This window comes from Labrenzia sp. THAF191a, from assembly GCF_009363335.1.
Taxonomy (GTDB): domain Bacteria; phylum Pseudomonadota; class Alphaproteobacteria; order Rhizobiales; family Stappiaceae; genus Roseibium; species Roseibium algicola.
In genome coordinates this window covers 4,370,171-4,390,149 of sequence record NZ_CP045333.1, presented here as the reverse complement: position 1 = coordinate 4,390,149, position 19,979 = coordinate 4,370,171, and the positions used below count along the sequence as shown (strand labels likewise).

Here is a 19,979-nt window from a genome sequence, read left to right as displayed (position 1 = left end):
CGCAGTTTTTAGTCATATATTTCAGACCGTTACAACAAGCAGACCTTGAGAAATAAACCCGGAGACGTCTAATTCCGGTGGAGAGTTGAATTTGGGCAACGCAGCGGCCTCGACGGGCAGTTTACTTTGAAGTAATAAAACTACGCTTTAACAAGGGCATATGCGGGATGTGCAGCGGGGGCTCGTGCGTCTTGCGGGGACTGATCTGAAGATCGGAACAATGCCTTGAAAACCGGTGTGGACCGAACCACACGCCGGAATGATCGCGTGAGCTGCGGGGCCGCCAGCGCGTAAGTGAGTAGGACGGCAGTATGCAAGGGACAGGCGGGAAATCTTGCCGGGTGACAAACCAGGTGGCAGGAACGTCTTCAGGGGAACCAGCTGTGACGCTTGATGGTAAATCGCGTCCTGCACGGAAACTCAGCGCCCAGTTGCGCACGGGATTGATTGTGGCAGCAGCGGTTTCGGCCGTGGCCGCCTGCAGCACCGCGCCGCAGCAGCAGAAATCAAAATTCAGCCCGGAAAAATATGGTGTCAAAGGCAGCCCGAAAATGGTTGCTGAAGGCCAACCCGTGCCGAAGGGTGGCGGACGCTATATCGTCGGCAAGAAATACAAGATTGCCGGCAAGTGGTACTATCCAAAGGAAGATCCGGACTACAAGAAGACCGGCCTGGCTTCCTGGTATGGGCCGACTTTCCACGGTCGCAAGACAGCCAACGGCGAGGTTTTCGACCGTAACTCCCTCACTGCTGCGCACACGACGATGCCGCTGCCGTCCTATGCCCGCGTGACGAACGTGGAAAACGGCCGATCGATGATCGTTCGCGTCAATGATCGCGGCCCATTCCACGGCAACCGCGTCATCGACCTGTCTGAACGCGCGGCAACGATGCTTGGCACCAAGAGCGCCGGCATCGGCAAGGTAAAGGTCGAGTACGTCGGCCGTGCACCGTTGCACGGACAGGACGAAGGCTTCCTTATGGCCTCTTACCGTGGCCCAGGTGCGGTTGAACCCGGTGCGACAATGCCGGGCACAATGCTGGCACAGGCAGAACCGCAGCAGGTTGCGCCTCAGCAAGTCACACCGCAGGTCACCTTCGGAGCTGTTCCGGCGCCAAGCGCACGTCCGTATCTGACGACCGCATCCACGACCACGGCTTTCCGGGCGCAGCAGACCACCTTGACGGTTGCCTTCGATCCGGCACAGGCATTCTTAGCTGGCAAGCCGACAATCGAGGTTGCTTCCAACAATCGCTTCGAGCCGGTCGAATCGGCCTATTCCGCTCCGGGTCTTGCACCTGCGGAAGGAACACTCGGCGTGCTGCGCGTCCCGGCTCCGGGAACGTCCGCAGGTCTCGTGACAGGCAGTGCAATTTCCTCATTTGCTGCGAACCGCCGAATTTCCGACGCGCATTCGCTGCTTTCAAATGTGGCCGACACGGGCCTTTCGATGCGTGAGTTGGTGGTCAAACTGGAAAACGACGGCTAATCGGCCAGGAACCCGGAGTAGGTCCGGCTTCTTCCACACGCCGCGCCTGTATCCATAAATAGGGCAAGCGGTTCATGGCCTCCGCATATTCTGTATCCGAATTTTTGAAAGCGTCTCGTCGCCTTGTAGGGCGAGGGGCGCTTTCTGCTTTTCTTGTCGTCTCTGCGTTCGCTCTCCCAGGGAATGCAGCCGAAACAATCGTGACGAAAGCTCCGATGGCTTTCCTCTATGAGCCCGGCTCCGGTACAATCCTGTTTGCCAAGGAACCTGACCAGCCGTTCGCTCCCGGCGCTCTCGCCAAGGTCATGACAGCCGCAACGGTTTTCAAGGCAGTGAAAGAAGGCGATCTCTCGCTTGACCAGACTTGCAAGGTCAGTGAACACGCCTGGCGAACCGGCGGCGCTCCCTCGGGTCGTGGTGCCACAATGTTCGCCGCGATCAAATCCGATATCTCGGTTGAGGACTTGCTCAAGGGATTGCTGGTTCACAATGGCAACGATTCCGCGATCGTGCTTGCCGAATGCCTGGACGGGTCCGAAGAAGCGTTTGCTGTGCGCATGAACGAATTCGCGCAATCCATCGGCATGAAGAACAGCCGCTTCGGCAACCCGACTGGCTATCCGGAAATCCCAAGCCAGACCACAGTCCGTGATCAGGCAAGGCTTGCCGAGTACATTCTGGAGAGCCACGCGGATCTTTATCCGATGTTCGCAATCCCGGAATTCACCTGGAACAAGATTTTTCAGCGCAACAAGAACCCCTTGCTCGGAGAAATCCGCAACCTTGATGGCCTCGGCGGCGGCAATGATGCGGAAGCGGGATATTCCGGCCTCGGTTCGGTGGACCGGAATGGACGCAGGGTTATTGCCGCGGTTGCGGGACTTTCGTCGGACAAACACCGACTTCAGACGCTCAAGGAGGTCATCGAAGGCGCCTGGGAGTATTTTTCCGTTCAGACGTTGTTTTCAGCGGGCGATGTTGTAGCAGACGGCCGGGTGTTTGGCGGTGTGACCGGCAGTGTTCCGCTGGTGTCCGAGAAAAACGTCGACGTGCTGCTGCCGCGAGGAGGCACACTCGATTACAGGATCCGCGTTATCTACAACGGACCGCTTCCCGCGCCAGTCAACGCTGGAGAGCAGGTTGGCGAAATCCGGGTCATCGGCAAGGATGGGATCGTCTACCGGTCTCCATTGGTAACCGGTGGCGCTGTTGCGGAAGGCACCCTGATCGGCAGAGCTCTGGACGGTCTGCAGGAGCTGCTGTTCGGCTGGATCGGGTAAACGGTGCACAAAGATTGCAATTGCTGCTAAAGCCGGTGACAAAGACCAACAAGAACAAGCGGAGCCGGGATAGGGTGCCAGGACATTTCATTACCTTTGAAGGCGGCGAGGGGGCCGGAAAATCGACCCAGATCGCCCGTCTGAAAACCTATCTTGAAGGTCTGGGGCTATCTGTTGTCGTAACCCGCGAACCAGGCGGCTCGCCGGGGGCTGAAAAGATCCGTTCAATGCTGTTGTCTGGCGGCGCAAAGGATCTCGGTCCACGCGGCGAAGCAATGCTTTTTGCCGCGGCACGCGCGGACCATGTCGATACCACCATCAAACCGGCGCTGGAGCGCGGCGACTGGGTTCTCTGCGACCGCTACGCCGATTCGACCTGGGTTTATCAGGGCGAGGCGGGCGTCGATCGCGACTATCTGAAACTGCTGGAAACAGCCGCGGTTGCAGGCATCTATCCCGACCTGACGATCCTCATCGACGTTCCGGTAGAAGTCGGGCTTGGACGGGTGGCAGAACGTTCCCGCTCTGATGACAGCGGCGGCCCAGACAGGTTTGAAGGGGAAGAGCTCAAGGTCCATCAGCGAAGACGTGAGCTTTTTCTCGAACTCGCCAGTAGCGAATCCTACCGATTTGCCGTGATCGACGGTGCCAAGGAGCCTGCCGAGGTTGAAACAGCCATTCGCAATGCCGTGCAGGAAACCTTTGCCGGCGACCTGAATGAAGGCGGCGCATCGGGCGTCACTGCTGAAGGGGCGCACTGATGGCCCGTGCCAATGCACCGATCGACATTCCTGAAGTTGATGCTCTTCCTGGCTATCCGTTGCCCCATGAGCGGGACATCCTGATCGGACACACCAAAACGGAACAGGCTCTTCTGGAGGCCTACAGGTCCGAGCGGCTTCATCATGCCTGGATCCTGGGCGGTCCGAAGGGGATCGGCAAGGCAACGCTTGCCTTTCGATTCGCGCGTTTCGTGATCGCAAATCCGGACAGATTCGGACAGCAGGTTGCCGCCGCGCGCGATCTTGCGGTTGCGCCCGACCATCCAGTGTCCCGACAGCTGAAGGCTGGCGGGCATCCGAACATTCTGCATTTGCGCCGACCCTGGGACGAGAAATCCAAACGGTTCAAAGCCGACCTGCCGGTGGATGAAGTGCGAAGAACCGTTTCCTTCTTCGGCACCACAGCATCCGCCAAGGCCTGGCGGATCTGCATTGTCGATGCTGCGGACGACATGAACATCAGTTCCGCCAATGCGCTCTTGAAGATCCTTGAAGAACCACCGCAACGATGCCTGTTCCTGGTGTTGAGCCATGCACCGGGCCGCCTGCTGCCGACAATCCGGTCCAGATGCCGGCGCCTCGATCTGGATCCCTTAAGCGAGCAGGAGATCGGTCAGGGCCTGCAGGACCTATCTGGCGGATCGGTTGCCTCGGCGGATGACCTTCGTGAACTCGCTCAAACAGCCGACGGCAGCTTGCGATCTGCCATCACATTGCTTTCGGGAGATGGTCTAGCAATCGCCAAGGGCGTTCGTCAGCTCGCAGACCGGCCGCAACAACTCGATCTTGCCGCTGCGCATGCATTGGCGGACCTGGTGGCCGCACGCGGCCAATCCGACAATTGGGAAAGCTTCCAGCACATCGTTCAGATCTGGCTGCACGATCGTATGCGCCGGGATCTTGGCAAGGGTGTGCGTGACGCACATGGGATCGTCGAGATCTGGGAAAAAATGAACAGGGCGATCCGGGATGCGGACGCGCTCAATCTCGACAAGAAACAGGTCGTGCTGGATTTTTTCTTCGCTTTGCGCGCAGCCTGACCCGTCAACGCCCGTCAGGCGGCAACACAGATTGGAAATCGTCACGAGCGAGAGTTCGTGACTTGGGCAAGCCCCGATTCTTTTGTTAAAAGGTGGCAGCAACACCTATATGCGCCATACCGATCAAACTCATTTGGATCCTCAATGCTTGTCGACAGCCACTGCCATCTCGATTTCCCGGACTTTGACGGTGAACGTGCCGATCTGATCGCGCGGGCCAAGGCGGCCGGCGTGGAACTGATGGTCACCATCTGCACCCACATCCGCAAGTTCGACCAGGTTCTGGCAATCGCCGAGGAATACCCGCAAGTCTATTGTTCGGTTGGCACCCATCCGCACAACGCCGGCACAGAGCGCGGTATTCCAGCCGATGAAATCGTGCAATTGGCGAACCACCCCAAGGTGGTCGCCATCGGCGAGGCCGGGCTCGACTACTTTTATGACAAGGCTCCGCGCGATGCACAGGCCGAAGGCCTGCGCATCCACATAGAAGCCGCACGGCGCACCGGCTTGCCACTGGTCATTCATTCACGCGACGCGGATGACGATATGGCAGCCATCTTGCGCGAAGAAATGGGGAAGGGGGCCTTCCCGGCCCTGCTGCATTGCTTCTCGTCCGGCCGTGACCTTGCACTGACCGGAATAGAGCTTGGCCTTTATGTATCCTTCTCCGGAATATTGACCTTCAAGCGCTCGGAAGAGATCCGTGACATCGCCCGTGAATTGCCGGCTGACCGGTTGTTGGTGGAAACCGATGCCCCATATCTCGCACCGCAGCCGAGGCGCGGCAAACGCAACGAACCAGCCTATACAGCGATGACCGCGGCGGTTCTGGCGGAAACCAGGGGTGTTTCGGAAGAAGAGATTGCGCGGCAGACCACAGAGAATTTCTTCAGGCTCTTCAGCAAGGTGCCTCGTCAGAACCTGCAGACAAAAGCGATTGCTTCATGACCTTGACGCTGACCATTCTAGGATGCGGCTCTTCCGGAGGCGTGCCGCGTGTCGGCAATGATTGGGGCGATTGCGATCCAGGTGAACCGAAGAACCGCCGCAGCCGCTGTGCGCTTCTTGTGGAAAAGCGTGTGGATAACGAGTGCACAACCGTGTTGATAGACAGTGGACCCGACATCAGGTCGCAATTGCTGGCTGCCAACGTCAAGCACCTGGACGCGGTTGTCTATACGCATTCGCATGCCGATCATCTGCACGGTGTCGACGATTTGCGGGCCTTTTGGGTGCAATCCGGCAAAAGAGTTCCCGTCTACATGGACGAAGCGACAAGCGCGAGGGCACTCACAGCATTCAGCTACTGCTTTGAAACACCGGCCGGCTCGAACTATCCGCCCATTCTGGAACGCCGTGATCTTCGTCCGGATACACCAGTCACCATTGAGGGAAACGGCGGTCCGATAACATTCGAACCTTTCGAGGTTGTCCACGGAGAGATCAATGCGCTTGGATTTCGCATTGGTGACACAGCCTACATTCCCGATGTCTCGGACATTCCGGTGAACAGCCTCAACCATTTGAAACACCTGGATCTTCTGATCCTGGATTGCTTGCGCCGCAGACCGCATCCAAGCCATTTCTGTCTGGCGGATGCGCTGTCCTGGACTTCCAGAATTGCTCCCAGGCGCACCATTTTCACCAATCTTCACAATGACTTGGACTACAAAATCCTGTCAGCGGAACTGCCTGAAACCATAGAACCTGCCTACGACGGTATGCTCCTGTCCGTTGAAGACACAGGCACACGCAAAGAAAGCGCTCTAACCACCGATGGCTGGTAAGCCACGCTACAAACAACCGACGGAAGATCGGCTGATCAAGTCTGCGCTTCATTACCTGGAACGCTATGCGACATCGGCCGCCAATCTTCGAAAGGTTCTTGAACGCAAGGTTTTGAAAGCCTGCATGAGCCTGGAACTCGAGCCCGCCGACTATGCCGACCTGATCGATGCGGTCGTTGAAAAATGCGTTCAGACAGGTCTCGTCAACGACAAGACCTACGCGGAAACCAAGACCGCCGGGCTGCGCCGCCGTGGTGGCTCAACGCGAAAAATCGAAGCTCAGTTGGCTGCCAAAGGCGTTGACAGAGAAACGATACACACGGTGCTGGCACAAGACGAACGCAGCGACGAGGAAGCCGCTCGGATCTTCGCAAGACGAAGGCGGCTTGGGCCATTCAGAAAGACACCAAATCGAGATGACCGGCGAGACAAGGACCTGGCTGCAATGTGCCGGGCGGGCTTTTCCTTTGAAATAGCTCGCAAGGTGATCGACGCGGACGACAGCGATTGATCTATGCCACGGCACGACTGAGGCGCAGAATGACGATCCGAAACGCAAACTGACTGGCAACGCCAAACGGATCCATCACTAAGGCATTGGCAAAGCTTGGCAAACACGCCTTGCTATAAATGTTCCATAATATTGATTATGCGAATTAGTGATGTGGATTGGGAGCCCTCCATCTTCCCAGCAACAAATGTCACCTATCGGCCTATCTCACCATTGCTCCAGCTCTGGACTTTGGCAGTGTCGGCTAGTCGACGTCATTGCAGATAGCTTGCAGAGCTTTGGCTTGCGTTCCATCGGTGTCCGGGCTTGAAAGACCAGACATGCAAACCAGAGCTTTCCAGAGCGACCATGCTCTGGCCCGATGCCAGGTCTGATCATCTACCTGGCACGCATCCCGGAAGATCTTCCGGCTTTCGAGACCGAAATACGTCCAGGCCATAACGAAGTCACAGGCAGGATCACCGATACCGCAGGTTCCGAAATCTATGAGACCTTTGACGACGCTTTTGGTGACGATGATGTTTCCGACCGCCACATCTCCGTGGAACCAGACAGGTCTGGCCGTCCAGGCTGACGTCATGCCACGCTGCCAGACCTCAAGGCACCGCATTGCGTCCACCTTGCTGCCGAGGATATCCAAACTCTTTTGAACTTCGTCGCCGTAAGCGCTGGGATGGCAACCGCGATAGAATGAGTGCTTGCCTGCAACGAGCCCGCCAACCGTATCGATCGCTCTCAAATCACACAGGGTTTTGCCAAGCGAAACCGCGATTGTTTCCGGATCTACACCGTCAGCGCTTTCAAGTGTATCTCCCTCGACCCAACGCCTTATCGACCACGGTAGCGGAAATGTCTCGCTTGGCAGACCGACAGCGACGACACTCGGCACTTCAACGGACAGATGCTCGCTCAAGACAGTCAGCGCATGCGCTTCTTTTTTCACTGCTTCGGCATAGGATTCATTTCGTGGCAAACGCACGGAAAGAGCATCACCGAGCCTGAAGGTGGTGTTGTCCCAGCCCTGTTTGGAGACCGGTTCAATTGGCAGATGGTCAAGATGTGGAAACTGCTGGCGGATGAGACGCGCAACTGTGTGTCGGTCGATTTCCATATTGTCCACGGTTGCTTTTCCAATCAAATCTTACCTTGAAACCTAATCAAATCAGCGTCTTATGCCAGCTAAATGACCCGGAAAAGAAGTCGTTTCCGGGTGAACTTGGCTTTTGCGGCACTTCAAGATCTGCGTCAAACGACGCCCCCATGTCCGGCAGATCACAGATCCGGATTGGACACCCCTTCCCGCAGAAATCCATAAAGCACTGTTATTACTGGGTTATTTCCCGAAAAACATTGCACTCCTCTCAGCTAGCCTGAACCGCACACAGTATCGACGCACATGACGCCCGTGCTTATGTCCGTATGATATTGTCCTGAAATGTCAGCAAGCGAACGATACACATTTCGAGAAGTGACCCCGGCAGATCTAGCTCTCCTGTCGGAATGGCAGACGCGACCACATGTCCGTAAGTGGTGGGACTCGGCCGAGCCTTTTACTGCGCAAAAGTTCAAAGACACTCGGGTGAATCGCTGGATTGTTGAGACACCCCAGCGCCCCTTCGCCTACTTGCAGGACTACAGTGTTCACGGCTGGGAAGATCACCACTTTTTCTCGCTTCCCAAGGGATCTCGGGGCATCGATCAGTACATCGGCGAAGCAGACATGACAGGTAAAGGGCACGGCCCTGCGTTTATCTTGCAGCACCTGAAGGCACTGTTCGGGGCTGGCGTTCCAGTCGTTGCGACCGATCCCCACCCTGACAACACTCGTGCCATTTCAGCATATGAGAAGGCAGGTTTTGAAGTGTTTGGCACCTCCCAGGCGACACAATGGGGCTTGATACTCCCCATGAAGGTCAGTTCATCAGGGTGAGAGCCTGTGCTGTTTTTCCGGGCAGCATAGCGTTTCTGGATGCCATCTCTGCCCCCTCTCCTTTTTCCTGGCGAAACAGTGCCATTTACTAACAACACTATCTTATCGTGAGACCAAACCGGGTCTCAGTGGACTAGACCCGAGTACGCCGCCAGTCAGACTTTGCGTAGCCGCAATATCGCGTTATCGCTGATGCAGCTTTTGATTTGCATATTCGATTCTATTGGAGACCTTTTTGGCCCTTCTATCTCAAAAACTGCGTGTAGCCATCCTGTTTGGCGGGCGATCTGCGGAACACGAAGTCTCGGTCCTTTCCGCCACAAATGTCATGAACGCGCTCGATCCTTCCAAGTATGACGCGGTTCCGGTCTACGTCACCCGTGAAGGACAATGGCTGCTGAGCAATTTTGAAAATGGACAACTGGCACGGCCGACAACAGGCATTGAAATCTGTCCGGTTCCAGGTGGCCGTGGCCGGGTGGTTGCACTGGATGAAAACGGGTTGCCTCGTGACTTTGACAAGCTCGATGCGGTCTTTCCCGTGCTTCATGGCCTCCATGGCGAAGATGGTGCGGTACAGGGACTTGCTGAAGTGGCCCGGGTTCCGCTCGTTGGATGCGGTATCGCAGGGTCCGCAAATGCACTCGACAAGGATCTTGCAAAACGGCTTCTCATCGAGGCCGGCCTCCCCACGGCCAGGTCACTCACAATTCGGCCGGACGATGTGCCGGACTTCGAACTCCTGAAACGCGAACTTGGTTTGCCAGTATTCATCAAACCTGCCCGCCAGGGTTCCTCGGTCGGTGTCAGCAAGGTTCAGACGGCAGACGACTTTGAGGCCGCCTTGAAAGAAGGATTCAAGCACGACAACAAGCTTCTTGCCGAGGAGTTCGTTCTTGGCCGCGAAATCGAATTCGCGGTCCTGGAGGAAAGCGACGGCACGCTGTTCGTCTCCAGGCCGGGCGAAATTGTTCCTGCCGAAAGCCATGGCTTTTACACCTATGACGCAAAATATGTCGACGAAGACGGCGCGGCCTTGAAGGTGCCCGCAGAATTGCCGCACGATGTCGAAGGCCGGATGCAGGATCTGGCGGCAAAGGCGTTCAGAGCCCTGGGGTGCGACGGCATGGCTCGTGTCGATTTCTTTGTGACGCAGGAAATGAATTTCCTGCTGAACGAACTAAACACGATACCCGGCTTTACGAATATCAGCATGTATTCCAAAGCGATGGCTGCAAGTGGCGTCAGCTATCCAGAGATCATCGATCGTCTGATCACCCACGGCATTGCCCGGGCAGAACGGGATATCTGAAACTTGGCTATCATGCGCTCAACGCAAGAGCGTTCTTCACAAACTCAGTGCCGATGTAGTCTCCGTCCCGGCGCACAACGCGGCATGTTCTCTCAGGCTTTCCATCGTTGAAATGGAGAGTGAACTGGTTCGGAACATTTCCGGCATTAGCCAGATGAAGCCGCGCCCCATTTTCCGAAATATCCCTTACAGAACACTGCACGCACTCATTCTGGCCAAACCGGATTTCGGCATGTTCATGAATACGGGTTCGTTCGCTTTTTCGCCGGTTTTCCATGCCGACGACCCAATTATCCAGATTGCTGCAAACAGAGGCCACGTTTTCGGACGCGAGCATCAACTTGCTGCTGATTTCGTCCGTGGCAGCACATTGCTGTTCCGCTGCAGTTGATGTTCCCTGAACCAGTTCCTGCACTTCGGTGATTGACGACTGGATCGCCTTCAGCGCTTCATCTACAGCTCCTGCAACGGTCTGCATCTCCTCGATCTCTGCGAAAATTCGCGTTGTTGCCTGAGATGTCTGGCTCGCGAGATCCTTGACCTCGTTCGCTACAACAGCAAAGCCCCGTCCCGCCTCGCCTGCGCGTGCGGCCTCTATCGTTGCGTTGAGAGACAAAAGGTTGATCTGATCCGCAACTTTCGAAATCAACTGAACGACATCGTCCATGGAAGCCGCAGCGTTGCGGAGAGTTTCGGTGGATCTTCCGGCTGCTTCGGAGCGGGTTTGCATGTCATCGACCGCCCGCTGTGCCTCGTCCATTCCACGCGACACATCTTGTGCAGAGCCGGTAATTTCCCTGGCAGAAGCAACGGTTTGCTCAACGGTTCCAAGTGTCGCCTCTGCAGCCGTAATTGCTGTCTGCCGTGCTTTCATATTCTGCGTAACGTCGGTGGCAAACTTCGTGATCTTGATGAGTTTGCCGGACGCGTCAAAAATCGGATTGTAGGTTGCTTGCAGCCAGATAGGGTCACCGCTCTTGCTGAAGCGCTGATAAATCGCAGAAGCATGTTTGCCCTCGCCAAGGTCTTTCCAGAACGAGGCATATTCTTGGCTCTGCGCGTAGTTGGGCGACACGAACATCCGGTGGTGTTTACCAACCACTTCGGCGGAAACGTATCCGGTCGTGCGCAGGAAGTTTTCGTTCGCGTCGAGAATGATCCCTTCCCTGGTGAAGGAAATCATCGCCTGGCTACGGCTGATTGCCGCAATCTGGCCTTCATATTCAGCGTTTCGAAGCTTTTCGGAGGTTACGTCAGTCGCAAATTTGACCACCTTGAACGGATTACCTGCCGCATCGAGGATCGGGTTGTAGGAGGCCAGAATCCAGATATCCCTTCCGTCCTTGTGAAGACGTTTGAATTCCCCGCTTTGATAAGTACCTTTTGCAAGCTCTTGCCAGAATGCCCTGTATTCGGGTTTTTTCCGTTCTTCCGGGTCCATGAACAGGCTGTGGTGTTTGCCTTTTACCTCAGAAAGCTCATAACCGAGCGCCTTCAGAAAGTTTGGATTGGCATCGAGAATTGTGCCATCCAGATCAAAGTGAATAACCGCTTGCGAACGGTTGATCGCGTCTATCTGCCCCTGGGCCTCAAGCGCGTTTCGCTTCTTCTCGGTTATATCGGTCGCAATCTTGACGATCTTCCGAACAGTCCCCGACCTGCTGATGACAGGATTATATGTTGCCTGGATCCAGACTTCCTTGCCTCCCTTGGCAATCCGGGCGAATTCAGCTGATTGATACTCCCCCTTCGCCAATGCTTTCCAGAGGCGCTCATATTCCGGCGTATTCGCATACTCCGAATCCACGAACATCCTGTGATGCCGTCCCTTTATTTCATCCAGAGAATATCCGAAGGTCCTGAGAAAATTCTCATTCGCTTCCAAAATTGTGCCATCGGGTTTGAATTGTATGATCGCTTGAGAACGACTAAACGCGTCGACGATTTCTCGCCAGTCACTTTGCGGCAATAACAACGTCATAAGAAATCGCCTTAAGGTTGGTGTTTTCCCCAAGGACACTAGCGACATCTTCTTGAATCTTGTTTAACGTGAACTATAGGTAAATATATCTAGGGTTGCTGCGTACACGTACGGCACGGCCCTGTAATCGACGCCACGCTCTATGTCCCTTAGCCGTCGTAGCCACTTGAACGGCCACGCATTTTCTTGATCTGGCCACGTTGTTTCTTGGCGTCGAGACGACGCTTCTTGGATCCGAGGGTCGGTTTCGTGGCCTTGCGGGGTTTCGGCTTTTCCGTAGCTTTTTGCAGCAGGTCCAGCAAACGCTCCAACGCGTCTTCCCGATTCCGTTCGCGGGTCCGGAACCGATCCGCCTGCAAGACGATCTCGCCGCCAAGAGTCAGCCGGCTGCCTGCAAGCCTCGCCGCTCGCGTCTTGACGTCTTCGGGAAGTGTTTCATTGCCGGCAAGGTCGAACCGCAGTTGAACTGCCGTGGAGACCTTGTTGACGTTCTGCCCGCCAGGCCCGGAGGCGCGAATGAAATCTTCGGTGAGATCCTCCTTGAGGATGAACAGCCGTCCGGTCACTGCAATCTTTGAAGCAGCGAAGGGATCGTCCGTCTCGCCGCTCATACTACCTGATCGCTCTCGGCCGGCAACTTCAGGCCAACACCGTTCAAGATAAGCGACGTAACCGCGGCTACCGTTTCAGCCTGGAAGGCCGCGTCGGAAAGGTCCTTCCCGGTCAACGCCTTGATCTGCACCGAAAAGTCCGCGTAATGCTGCGTGGTTGCCCATATCGTGAAGATGAGATGGACAGGATCGACACTTCGCATCTTGCCTGCCGCAATCCAGTCTTCGATCACCTGACTTTTTTCGGCCACCAAACGCTTCAAATCCGTTTGCAGGATCGGCAATATCTGTGGCGCGCCCTGCATCACTTCGTTGGCAAACAACTTTGAGGCTTCCGGAAACCTGGCAGACATTTCGATCTTCTGGCGAATATAGGCAGCCAGTTCCTGCGCCGGCTCTCCATCCGGATTGAGCGTTTTCAAAGGAGCAAGCCACACCTCCAGGATATGGGCCAGCGTTGCGCTATAGATCGCCTCTTTGGAGGAGAAGTAATAAAGCAGGTTGGACTTCGACATTCCAGCATCTGCAGCGATCCGCTCAACTGTCGCGCCGGAAAATCCCTTCATGGAAAACTCGCCAAGCGCCGCCTCCAGAATCAGGGACCGGTTCTTTTCCTGGATCCGGCTAAGCCCGCCTGATTTAAAGGATGCCTGCGTCTGCTCGCCCAAATCCGCCATCTACCGTTCCGTTTTCTGCCGCGAAGGGTCCCAACCCTACACCCAATTCACACGGCATTTTTCCGGAAAAAACACCGATTTCACAACTGGCAAGTTCAGCACCGGAGGGAATGACCAGAAATTAGTCATGACGACCGGATTTGCATCTTGACCATTTGGTCAAATCCCTCCTAGGGTAAATTGACCAGATGGTCAGAAGGCTAGTCGATTGATCCGTCCCTCGCAATGGGGATGTCTTGAACAAACGGCAGCCATCGGCCAGTTCGGAAATCCCGGCAAACCGGGGCGGCTGCAAGGCCAGACAGAGGATTTAGGCGAACGGGAAAGAGGCAAAAGCCCATCCGGAACGCCAGGGAACAGTGTGGGGAGAGGACCAGCGCAGTCGGCACTGCCGTTGACGCAGTGCGCGTGCTATTCCTTCCATCACAAATCAGCAACAGTCGGCCGCTTCAAGCACGAAGGGTCGCAAGGAGGACGTATGTCAGCATCGAGCCAGGCTGCCACCAACAATCTCGAAGCTTTCTGGATGCCGTTCACGGCCAATCGGCAATTCAAGCAGGCCCCACGCATGTTCGTGTCGGCCAAGGACATGCATTACACCACCGCCGACGGCCGACAGGTTCTCGACGGCACGGCCGGCCTCTGGTGCTGCAACGCCGGTCACTCCCGTCCCAAGGTCGTTGAAGCGGTCCAGAAGCAGATTGCCGAGCTGGACTATGCGCCCGCCTTCCAGATGGGCCATCCCAAGGCATTTGAACTTGCTGCGCGCCTCGCGGCCATGATGCCCTCCCCGCTGGACCATGTCTTTTTCACCAATTCCGGATCGGAAAGCGTGGACACCGCGCTAAAGATCGCGCTCGCCTATCAGCGCGCGATCGGTCAGGGCACTCGCACCCGCTTGATTGGCCGTGAACGTGGCTACCACGGTGTCGGCTTTGGCGGCATATCGGTTGGCGGCATCGTCTCCAACCGCAAGACCTTCGGCACGATGCTCACCGGTGTCGACCACATGCGCCATACGCATGATCCAGATCGCAATGCATTCTCCCGCGGCATGCCGGAAAACGGCGCTGAATATGCCGAAGAGCTGATCCGTATCATTCAGCTTCATGATCCTTCGACCATCGCGGCTGTCATCGTTGAACCGGTTGCCGGATCGACCGGCGTTCTGATCCCGCCCAAAGGATATCTGGAACGCCTGCGCGAAATTTGCTCTCAGCATGGCATTCTGCTGATTTTCGACGAAGTTATCACCGGTTTCGGTCGTCTGGGTTCACCGTTTGCGACTGACTTCTTTGGTGTAACGCCGGATCTTGTCACAACAGCGAAGGGCCTGACGTCCGGCGTCGTCCCGATGGGGGCGGTGTTCTGTACATCGGACATCTATCATACGTTCATGACCGGCCCGAAACACATGATCGAACTGTTCCACGGTTATACCTATTCCGCGCATCCGCTCGCCTGCGCAGCTGCTCTAGCAACTCTCGACACGTACGAGGAAGAAGGCCTGCTGACACGTGCGGCTGACCTTGCCCAATATTGGGAAGACGGCCTGCATTCACTCAAGGATTGCCCGAATGTCATCGACATTCGCAACCTCGGTCTGATTGGCGCAATCGAACTGACGCCAATTGCAGGGGAACCGACGAAACGGGCGTTCTCGGCGTTCCTGAAGGCCTACGACGACGGGCTGCTGATCCGCACGACTGGCGATATCATCGCCCTGTCCCCGCCGCTGATTATTTCGAAGGAACAGATCGACGAGTTGTTCGGCAAGCTGCGCAGCGTGCTGAACGCCATCGACTGATATCCGGCAAGACAAGAGACAAAGACACGTTTTAGGAGACACAAGCATGGCAGCCCCCGGCGAAAACCTGAGGATCAACGCAGAACGCCTCTGGGACAGTCTGATGGAGATGGCAAAGGTCGGTCCGGGTGTTGCCGGTGGCAACAATCGCCAGACCCTGACCGATGCCGACGCCGAGGGCCGCAAGCTGTTCCAGAAATGGTGCGAGGAAGCCGGCATGACCATGGCTGTCGACACCATGGGCAACATGTTCATGACCCGGCCGGGAACAGACCCGGACGCCCTGCCCGTCTATGTCGGCTCACACCTCGATACTCAGCCGACCGGCGGCAAGTATGACGGCGTTCTTGGTGTGCTCGGAGGACTCGAAGTCATCCGAACCATGAACGATCTCGGCATCAAGACCAAACACCCGATCGTGGTCACCAACTGGACCAACGAGGAAGGCACTCGCTTTGCACCGGCAATGCTTGCGTCTGGCGTCTTTGCAGGTGTTCATACACAGGACTGGGCCTATGACCGGGCCGACCACGAAGGCCTAAAGTTCGGCGATGAGTTGAAGCGCATCGGCTGGGTTGGTGATGAAGAAGTCGGTGCACGCAAGACCAAGATGCACGCAATGTTCGAACTCCACATCGAACAGGGTCCGATCCTGGAAGCCGAGGGCAAGGATATTGGTGTCGTGACCCACGGCCAGGGCCTTTCCTGGACGCAAGTGACGGTAACCGGCAAGGACAGCCACACGGGCTCCACACCGATGCCCATGCGCAAGAATGCCGGCCTCGGCATGGCTCGTATTCTGGAACTGGTCGATGAAATCGCCTGGTCGCATGCTCCACATGCCGTGGGTGCAGCCGGCCACATCGAGGTTTTCCCGAATTCACGAAACGTGATCCCCGGCAAGGCTGTGTTCACGATCGATTTCCGCTCTCCGGATCTTGCCGTCATCAAGGATATGGAAGATCGCCTGAAGACAGGCGCCAAGAAGATCTGCGATGACATGGGACTGGACGTCGAATTTGAAAAGGTCGGCGGTTTCGACCCGGTAGAATTCGACAAGGGATGCGTCGAGGCGGTTCGCAACGCTGCCGAGCGTCTCGGATATTCCCATCAAAACATCATCTCCGGCGCCGGTCACGACGCCTGCTGGATCAACAAGGTCGCGCCGACTGCGATGATCATGTGCCCTTGTGTCGACGGTCTGTCGCACAACGAGGCAGAAGAGATCTCCAAGGATTGGGCGAAAGCGGGTGCTGACGTCTTGTTCCACGCGGTGGTCGAGACTGCGGGGATCGTAGAATAGCACAAACATCGGCCAACCTGTCGCGTCAGCGACGGGATTGAGCAAACACCTGGCTGCCCCGGACCTGAACCGAGGCCCGTTACAGGGAAATGAGAGGAACATGACTTTTAACGGAAAGGCATTGGCAATGGTCTGCGCCCAGTTTTGGGCCGCAGTACCTGCCTTTGCCTTTTCCGTTGGCGACAGCTGGGACTGGCAACTCACTGAGCCGGTCGATCTCGACAGGAATGTCAGGGTTCTGGATCTGCACCCCGACCTGGTGACACCGGAGGATCTGGCAGCTCTCAGGCAAAAAGGTGTCCGCACCATTTGCTATGTCAGCATCGGAACCCTGGAAAATACCTCCGAGGACTTCAAGGTATTTCCGGATGACGTGCTCGGCAAAACCTACGAAGACTGGCCGGACGAGCGTTTTCTCGATATCCGCCGCCTTGATGTCCTGCTTCCCATCATGAAATCCCGTTTCGAAGCTTGCAAGAACGAGGGTTTCGACGCGATTGAACCTGACAACATGGACGTTCATGACAACGACAGCGGGTTTCCGATCACCGCAGACGACGTTGTTGCCTATGTCGCCAGACTGGCCGCCATTGCCCATTCTCTCGATCTCGGCATCGGGCAGAAGAATGTGCCCGACCTGACTGCCGATCTGATCAACCACATGGACTTCCTGATCGCCGAAAGCTGTTTTCAGGACAAATGGTGCGACGACGTCAACGCCTATGTCCGGGCAGGCAAGCCGATCTTCGATGCAGAATACACGGACCGGCCGATAGACTTTCAAGAAGCCTGCGAAGTCGCAGCGCAGCAGAACATTGCAATGATCCTGAAAGACCGGGATCTGACATCACCGGTACAAACCTGTCCATGAGGCAGGCTGACGAAGGAAATTTCCGGCGCAACACACCGGACGAGTGAACAAACGAGAAGGGGAACACAAATGGCCAGCAAAGTGATCAAGGGCGGTACGGTTGTAACTGCCGATCTTTCCTACGAAGCCGATGTGAAAATCGAAGGCGGCCGCATTGTCGAAATCGGACCCAACCTGTCCGGTGACAAAACCCTGGATGCGACCGGCTGTTACATCATGCCGGGTGGCATCGATCCGCACACCCACCTCGAAATGCCGTTCATGGGCACATTCTCTTCGGACAATTTCGACAGCGGCACACGCGCCGCGTTGGCCGGTGGCACAACCATGGTCGTTGATTTCGCCCTGCCCTCGCCCGGCCAGTCGCTGCTGGAAGCGCTGCAGATGTGGGACAACAAGTCATCGATGGCCCATTGCGACTATTCCTTCCATATGGCGATCACCTGGTGGGGCGAACAGGTCTTCAATGACATGCAGACTATCGTCCAGCAGAAGGGCATCAACACGTTCAAGCACTTCATGGCCTACAAGGGCGCCCTGATGGTGAATGACGACGAGATGTTCGCCTCGTTCTCACGCTGCGCCGAGCTTGGCGCCCTGCCTCTCGTGCACGCGGAAAACGGTGATGTCGTCGCCACCTTGCAGCAAAAGCTGCTGGCGGAAGGCAACAACGGCCCCGAAGCACATGCTTATTCCCGTCCGCCGGAAGTGGAAGGCGAGGCAACCAATCGCGCGATCATGATTGCGGATATGGCTGGTGTACCGGTCTATATCGTTCACACGTCTTCGGAACAGGCACATGAGGCCATTCGCCGGGCTCGCCAGAACGGCATCCGCGCCTATGGCGAACCGCTTATCCAGCATCTGACGCTGGATGACAGCGAATACGAGCACGCCGACTGGGACCACGCCGCACGCAGGGTCATGTCGCCTCCGTTCCGCGACAAGAAACACCAGGACAGCCTCTGGGCAGGTCTCGCGTCCGGCTCCTTGCAGGTGGTTGCGACCGACCATTGCGCATTTTCCACCGATCAGAAGCGCACTGGTGTTGGCGATTTCACCAAAATCCCGAACGGCACCGGTGGTCTTGAAGACCGCATGCCGATGTTGTGGACATATGGCGTGAATACAGGTCGCCTGACGCCCAACGAATTCGTCGCAGTCACTTCAACCAATATTGCAAAGATCTTGAATATCTATCCGAAAAAAGGAGCAATTCTGGTTGGCGCAGATGCCGATCTTGTCGTCTGGGATCCGGAAAAATCGAAAACCATTTCCGCCTCCAGCCAACAGTCCGCCATCGACTACAACGTCTTCGAAGGCAAGGCCGTCAAGGGGCTGCCGCGCTACACACTCACCCGTGGCCGCGTTGCGGTGGAAGACGGCACCGTCAACCACAGCCAGGGTCATGGCGAATTTGTCGCCCGCAAGCCGTATCAGGCCGTCAACAAGGCGCTAAGCACGTGGAAGGAACTGACGGCACCGCGTAAGGTGGAACGCACCGGCATTCCCGCCAGCGGCGTCTGATCCAATCCGGCCCCGCCTTTCCAACAGGCGGGGCCTTCAAGAAACGAACACGTCAATCCGGACCCGACTCGTGCCGCGAGGAACTTGATGACTGCACTTGCCAGCGCAAAGGACACCGAAATGGTGGAAAACAAACAAAGCGCCAGCCCGAACCGGGTGATCGATATCGAGAACCTCTCGCTAACATTCGAGACCAACGACGGCCCGGTTCACGCGCTTTCAGACATCGATCTGAAGATCGAAGAGGGAGACTTCGTTTCCTTCATCGGTCCGTCGGGTTGCGGCAAGACCACGTTGCTCAGGGTCATCGCCGATCTTGAAAAGCCGACCGCGGGGTCCATCACGGTCAATGGTGTCTCTCCGGAACAAGCACGCCTCAATCGGGCCTATGGTTATGTCTTTCAGGCTGCCGCCCTTTATCCCTGGCGCACGATTGCCAAGAACGTGGCATTGCCTCTCGAAATCATGGGGCTTTCAAAGGCTGAGCAGCAACAGCGGATTGCCCGAAACATGGAGTTGGTGAACCTCACCGGCTTCGAAAAGAAGTATCCCTGGCAGCTTTCAGGCGGCATGCAGCAGCGCGCGTCGATCGCCCGCGCCCTCGCCGTCGAGCCGGATCTGCTCCTGATGGACGAACCTTTCGGTGCGCTCGACGAAATCGTCCGCGACCATCTCAACGAACAATTGCTGCAGCTTTGGGCCAAGACCAACAAGACCGTTGTCTTCGTAACCCACTCGATCCCGGAAGCGGTGTTCCTGTCGACCAAGATCGTCGTGCTGTGCCCGCGCCCGGGCCGTATCTACGACGTGATCGAAAGCGATCTGCCTCGCGACCGCAGTCTTGATATTCGCGAGACACCGGAGTTCCTGAAAATCGCCCACCGGGTGCGCGATGGACTGAAGGCAGGGCACTCCTATGAAGACTAATTCGCATCGACCCGCGACATTTGTTGATGTCGACCCTGCCGTGGAAATCCAGGCCCTCGATGGTCTTGCGATCAGGGTTTGGCAACGCATTTCTGCGATTGCGGGAAAGGCGCGGATTCATGACTGACGCCTCTCTTTCG

Annotated in this window: 18 protein-coding genes; 14 read left to right on the top strand and 4 right to left on the bottom strand. The window is 56.5% G+C overall.

Annotation, left to right across the window (positions count from 1 at the left end; all coding sequences use genetic code 11):
* Nucleotides 1-443: 443 nt before the first annotated feature.
* The 7 genes from FIV05_RS20255 to FIV05_RS20225 all read left to right on the top strand — a co-directional run bounded on the left by FIV05_RS20255 (nt 444) and on the right by FIV05_RS20225 (nt 6,893).
* Nucleotides 444-1,490: a septal ring lytic transglycosylase RlpA family protein gene (locus tag FIV05_RS20255; RefSeq protein ID WP_152512001.1), complete on the top strand. Its 1,047-nt coding sequence runs from the start codon at nt 444-446 to the stop codon at nt 1,488-1,490.
* 200 nt (nt 1,491-1,690) lie between these two features.
* On the top strand, nt 1,691-2,770 hold the full coding sequence (locus FIV05_RS20250; protein ID WP_209009724.1) for a D-alanyl-D-alanine carboxypeptidase family protein: 1,080 nt from the start codon (nt 1,691-1,693) through the stop codon (nt 2,768-2,770).
* A gap of 74 nt (nt 2,771-2,844) precedes the next feature.
* Nucleotides 2,845-3,531 carry a dTMP kinase gene (gene tmk / locus FIV05_RS20245; RefSeq protein WP_152510755.1) on the top strand — a complete coding sequence of 229 codons (687 nt, stop codon included), beginning with the start codon at nt 2,845-2,847 and terminating at the stop codon, nt 3,529-3,531.
* Nucleotides 3,531-4,592 carry a DNA polymerase III subunit delta' gene (locus FIV05_RS20240; protein ID WP_152510754.1) on the top strand — a complete coding sequence of 354 codons (1,062 nt, stop codon included), beginning with the start codon at nt 3,531-3,533 and terminating at the stop codon, nt 4,590-4,592. Before tmk ends, FIV05_RS20240 begins: the two co-directional genes overlap by 1 nt.
* Nucleotides 4,593-4,736: 144 nt before the next feature.
* Nucleotides 4,737-5,543, top strand: coding sequence for a TatD family hydrolase (locus FIV05_RS20235; RefSeq protein ID WP_152510753.1), 807 nt, complete (start codon nt 4,737-4,739; stop codon nt 5,541-5,543).
* Nucleotides 5,540-6,382, top strand: a complete 843-nt coding sequence (locus tag FIV05_RS20230) for an MBL fold metallo-hydrolase (RefSeq protein ID WP_152510752.1) — start codon at nt 5,540-5,542, stop codon at nt 6,380-6,382. Before FIV05_RS20235 ends, FIV05_RS20230 begins: the two co-directional genes overlap by 4 nt.
* Nucleotides 6,372-6,893 carry a regulatory protein RecX gene (locus tag FIV05_RS20225; protein WP_152510751.1) on the top strand — a complete coding sequence of 174 codons (522 nt, stop codon included), beginning with the start codon at nt 6,372-6,374 and terminating at the stop codon, nt 6,891-6,893. The genes FIV05_RS20230 and FIV05_RS20225 overlap by 11 nt, the downstream gene beginning before the upstream one ends.
* A gap of 244 nt (nt 6,894-7,137) precedes the next feature.
* Here the strand turns inward: FIV05_RS20225 and FIV05_RS20220 are convergent, their stop codons facing one another.
* The gene (locus FIV05_RS20220; protein WP_152512000.1) at nt 7,138-8,004 is read right to left on the bottom strand and encodes an aminoglycoside phosphotransferase family protein; all 867 of its coding nucleotides are present in this window, start codon (nt 8,002-8,004) and stop codon (nt 7,138-7,140) included.
* 324 nt (nt 8,005-8,328) lie between these two features.
* Between FIV05_RS20220 and FIV05_RS20215 the strand changes: the two genes are divergently transcribed.
* Together FIV05_RS20215 and FIV05_RS20210 are read left to right on the top strand one after the other, a co-directional pair.
* Nucleotides 8,329-8,823 (top strand): GNAT family N-acetyltransferase, encoded by a 495-nt coding sequence (locus FIV05_RS20215; protein WP_152510750.1) that lies wholly within the window; start codon nt 8,329-8,331, stop codon nt 8,821-8,823.
* A gap of 235 nt (nt 8,824-9,058) precedes the next feature.
* Entirely contained in the window at nt 9,059-10,135 is a 1,077-nt protein-coding gene (locus tag FIV05_RS20210) for a D-alanine--D-alanine ligase family protein (RefSeq protein WP_152510749.1), read from the top strand.
* A gap of 10 nt (nt 10,136-10,145) precedes the next feature.
* Here FIV05_RS20210 and FIV05_RS20205 read toward each other — a convergent pair whose 3' ends face one another.
* From FIV05_RS20205 to rutR, 3 genes are all read right to left on the bottom strand, one after another.
* A complete protein-coding gene (locus FIV05_RS20205; RefSeq protein WP_173013894.1) occupies nt 10,146-12,116 on the bottom strand; it encodes a PAS domain S-box protein in 1,971 nt (656 codons plus the stop codon).
* Between the two features lie 149 nt (nt 12,117-12,265).
* Entirely contained in the window at nt 12,266-12,727 is a 462-nt protein-coding gene (arfB, locus tag FIV05_RS20200) for an alternative ribosome rescue aminoacyl-tRNA hydrolase ArfB (RefSeq protein WP_152510748.1), read from the bottom strand.
* A complete protein-coding gene (gene rutR / locus FIV05_RS20195; protein WP_152510747.1) occupies nt 12,724-13,404 on the bottom strand; it encodes an HTH-type transcriptional regulator RutR in 681 nt (226 codons plus the stop codon). Before rutR ends, arfB begins: the two co-directional genes overlap by 4 nt.
* 478 nt (nt 13,405-13,882) lie before the next feature.
* Here rutR and FIV05_RS20190 point away from each other — a divergent pair, with 478 nt between their 5' ends.
* The 5 genes from FIV05_RS20190 (at nt 13,883) to FIV05_RS20170 (ending at nt 19,839) form a co-directional block, all read left to right on the top strand.
* Nucleotides 13,883-15,211 carry an aspartate aminotransferase family protein gene (locus tag FIV05_RS20190; protein WP_152510746.1) on the top strand — a complete coding sequence of 443 codons (1,329 nt, stop codon included), beginning with the start codon at nt 13,883-13,885 and terminating at the stop codon, nt 15,209-15,211.
* A gap of 46 nt (nt 15,212-15,257) precedes the next feature.
* Nucleotides 15,258-16,514, top strand: coding sequence for a Zn-dependent hydrolase (locus FIV05_RS20185; RefSeq protein ID WP_055654352.1), 1,257 nt, complete (start codon nt 15,258-15,260; stop codon nt 16,512-16,514).
* Nucleotides 16,515-16,614: 100 nt separating this feature from the next.
* Complete coding sequence (locus FIV05_RS20180; protein WP_152510745.1) at nt 16,615-17,385, top strand: endo alpha-1,4 polygalactosaminidase; 771 nt, start codon at nt 16,615-16,617, stop codon at nt 17,383-17,385.
* A 69-nt stretch (nt 17,386-17,454) separates the two neighbouring features.
* Complete coding sequence (hydA, locus tag FIV05_RS20175; protein ID WP_152510744.1) at nt 17,455-18,912, top strand: dihydropyrimidinase; 1,458 nt, start codon at nt 17,455-17,457, stop codon at nt 18,910-18,912.
* Between the two features lie 120 nt (nt 18,913-19,032).
* The gene (locus FIV05_RS20170) at nt 19,033-19,839 is read left to right on the top strand and encodes an ABC transporter ATP-binding protein (protein ID WP_152511999.1); all 807 of its coding nucleotides are present in this window, start codon (nt 19,033-19,035) and stop codon (nt 19,837-19,839) included.
* The last annotated feature ends 140 nt before the right edge of the window (nt 19,840-19,979 follow it).

Coding starts and splice junctions, on each gene's coding strand:
- FIV05_RS20240 (WP_152510754.1), top strand. CDS start 3,531: ATGGCCCGTGCCAATGCACCGATCGACATTCCTGAAGTTGATGCTCTT.
- FIV05_RS20235 (WP_152510753.1), top strand. CDS start 4,737: ATGCTTGTCGACAGCCACTGCCATCTCGATTTCCCGGACTTTGACGGT.
- FIV05_RS20230 (WP_152510752.1), top strand. CDS start 5,540: ATGACCTTGACGCTGACCATTCTAGGATGCGGCTCTTCCGGAGGCGTG.
- FIV05_RS20225 (WP_152510751.1), top strand. CDS start 6,372: ATGGCTGGTAAGCCACGCTACAAACAACCGACGGAAGATCGGCTGATC.
- FIV05_RS20220 (WP_152512000.1), bottom strand. CDS start 8,004: ATGGAAATCGACCGACACACAGTTGCGCGTCTCATCCGCCAGCAGTTT.
- FIV05_RS20215 (WP_152510750.1), top strand. CDS start 8,329: ATGTCAGCAAGCGAACGATACACATTTCGAGAAGTGACCCCGGCAGAT.
- FIV05_RS20205 (WP_173013894.1), bottom strand. CDS start 12,116: ATGACGTTGTTATTGCCGCAAAGTGACTGGCGAGAAATCGTCGACGCG.
- arfB (WP_152510748.1), bottom strand. CDS start 12,727: ATGAGCGGCGAGACGGACGATCCCTTCGCTGCTTCAAAGATTGCAGTG.
- rutR (WP_152510747.1), bottom strand. CDS start 13,404: ATGGCGGATTTGGGCGAGCAGACGCAGGCATCCTTTAAATCAGGCGGG.
- FIV05_RS20190 (WP_152510746.1), top strand. CDS start 13,883: ATGTCAGCATCGAGCCAGGCTGCCACCAACAATCTCGAAGCTTTCTGG.
- FIV05_RS20185 (WP_055654352.1), top strand. CDS start 15,258: ATGGCAGCCCCCGGCGAAAACCTGAGGATCAACGCAGAACGCCTCTGG.
- FIV05_RS20180 (WP_152510745.1), top strand. CDS start 16,615: ATGACTTTTAACGGAAAGGCATTGGCAATGGTCTGCGCCCAGTTTTGG.
- hydA (WP_152510744.1), top strand. CDS start 17,455: ATGGCCAGCAAAGTGATCAAGGGCGGTACGGTTGTAACTGCCGATCTT.
- FIV05_RS20170 (WP_152511999.1), top strand. CDS start 19,033: ATGGTGGAAAACAAACAAAGCGCCAGCCCGAACCGGGTGATCGATATC.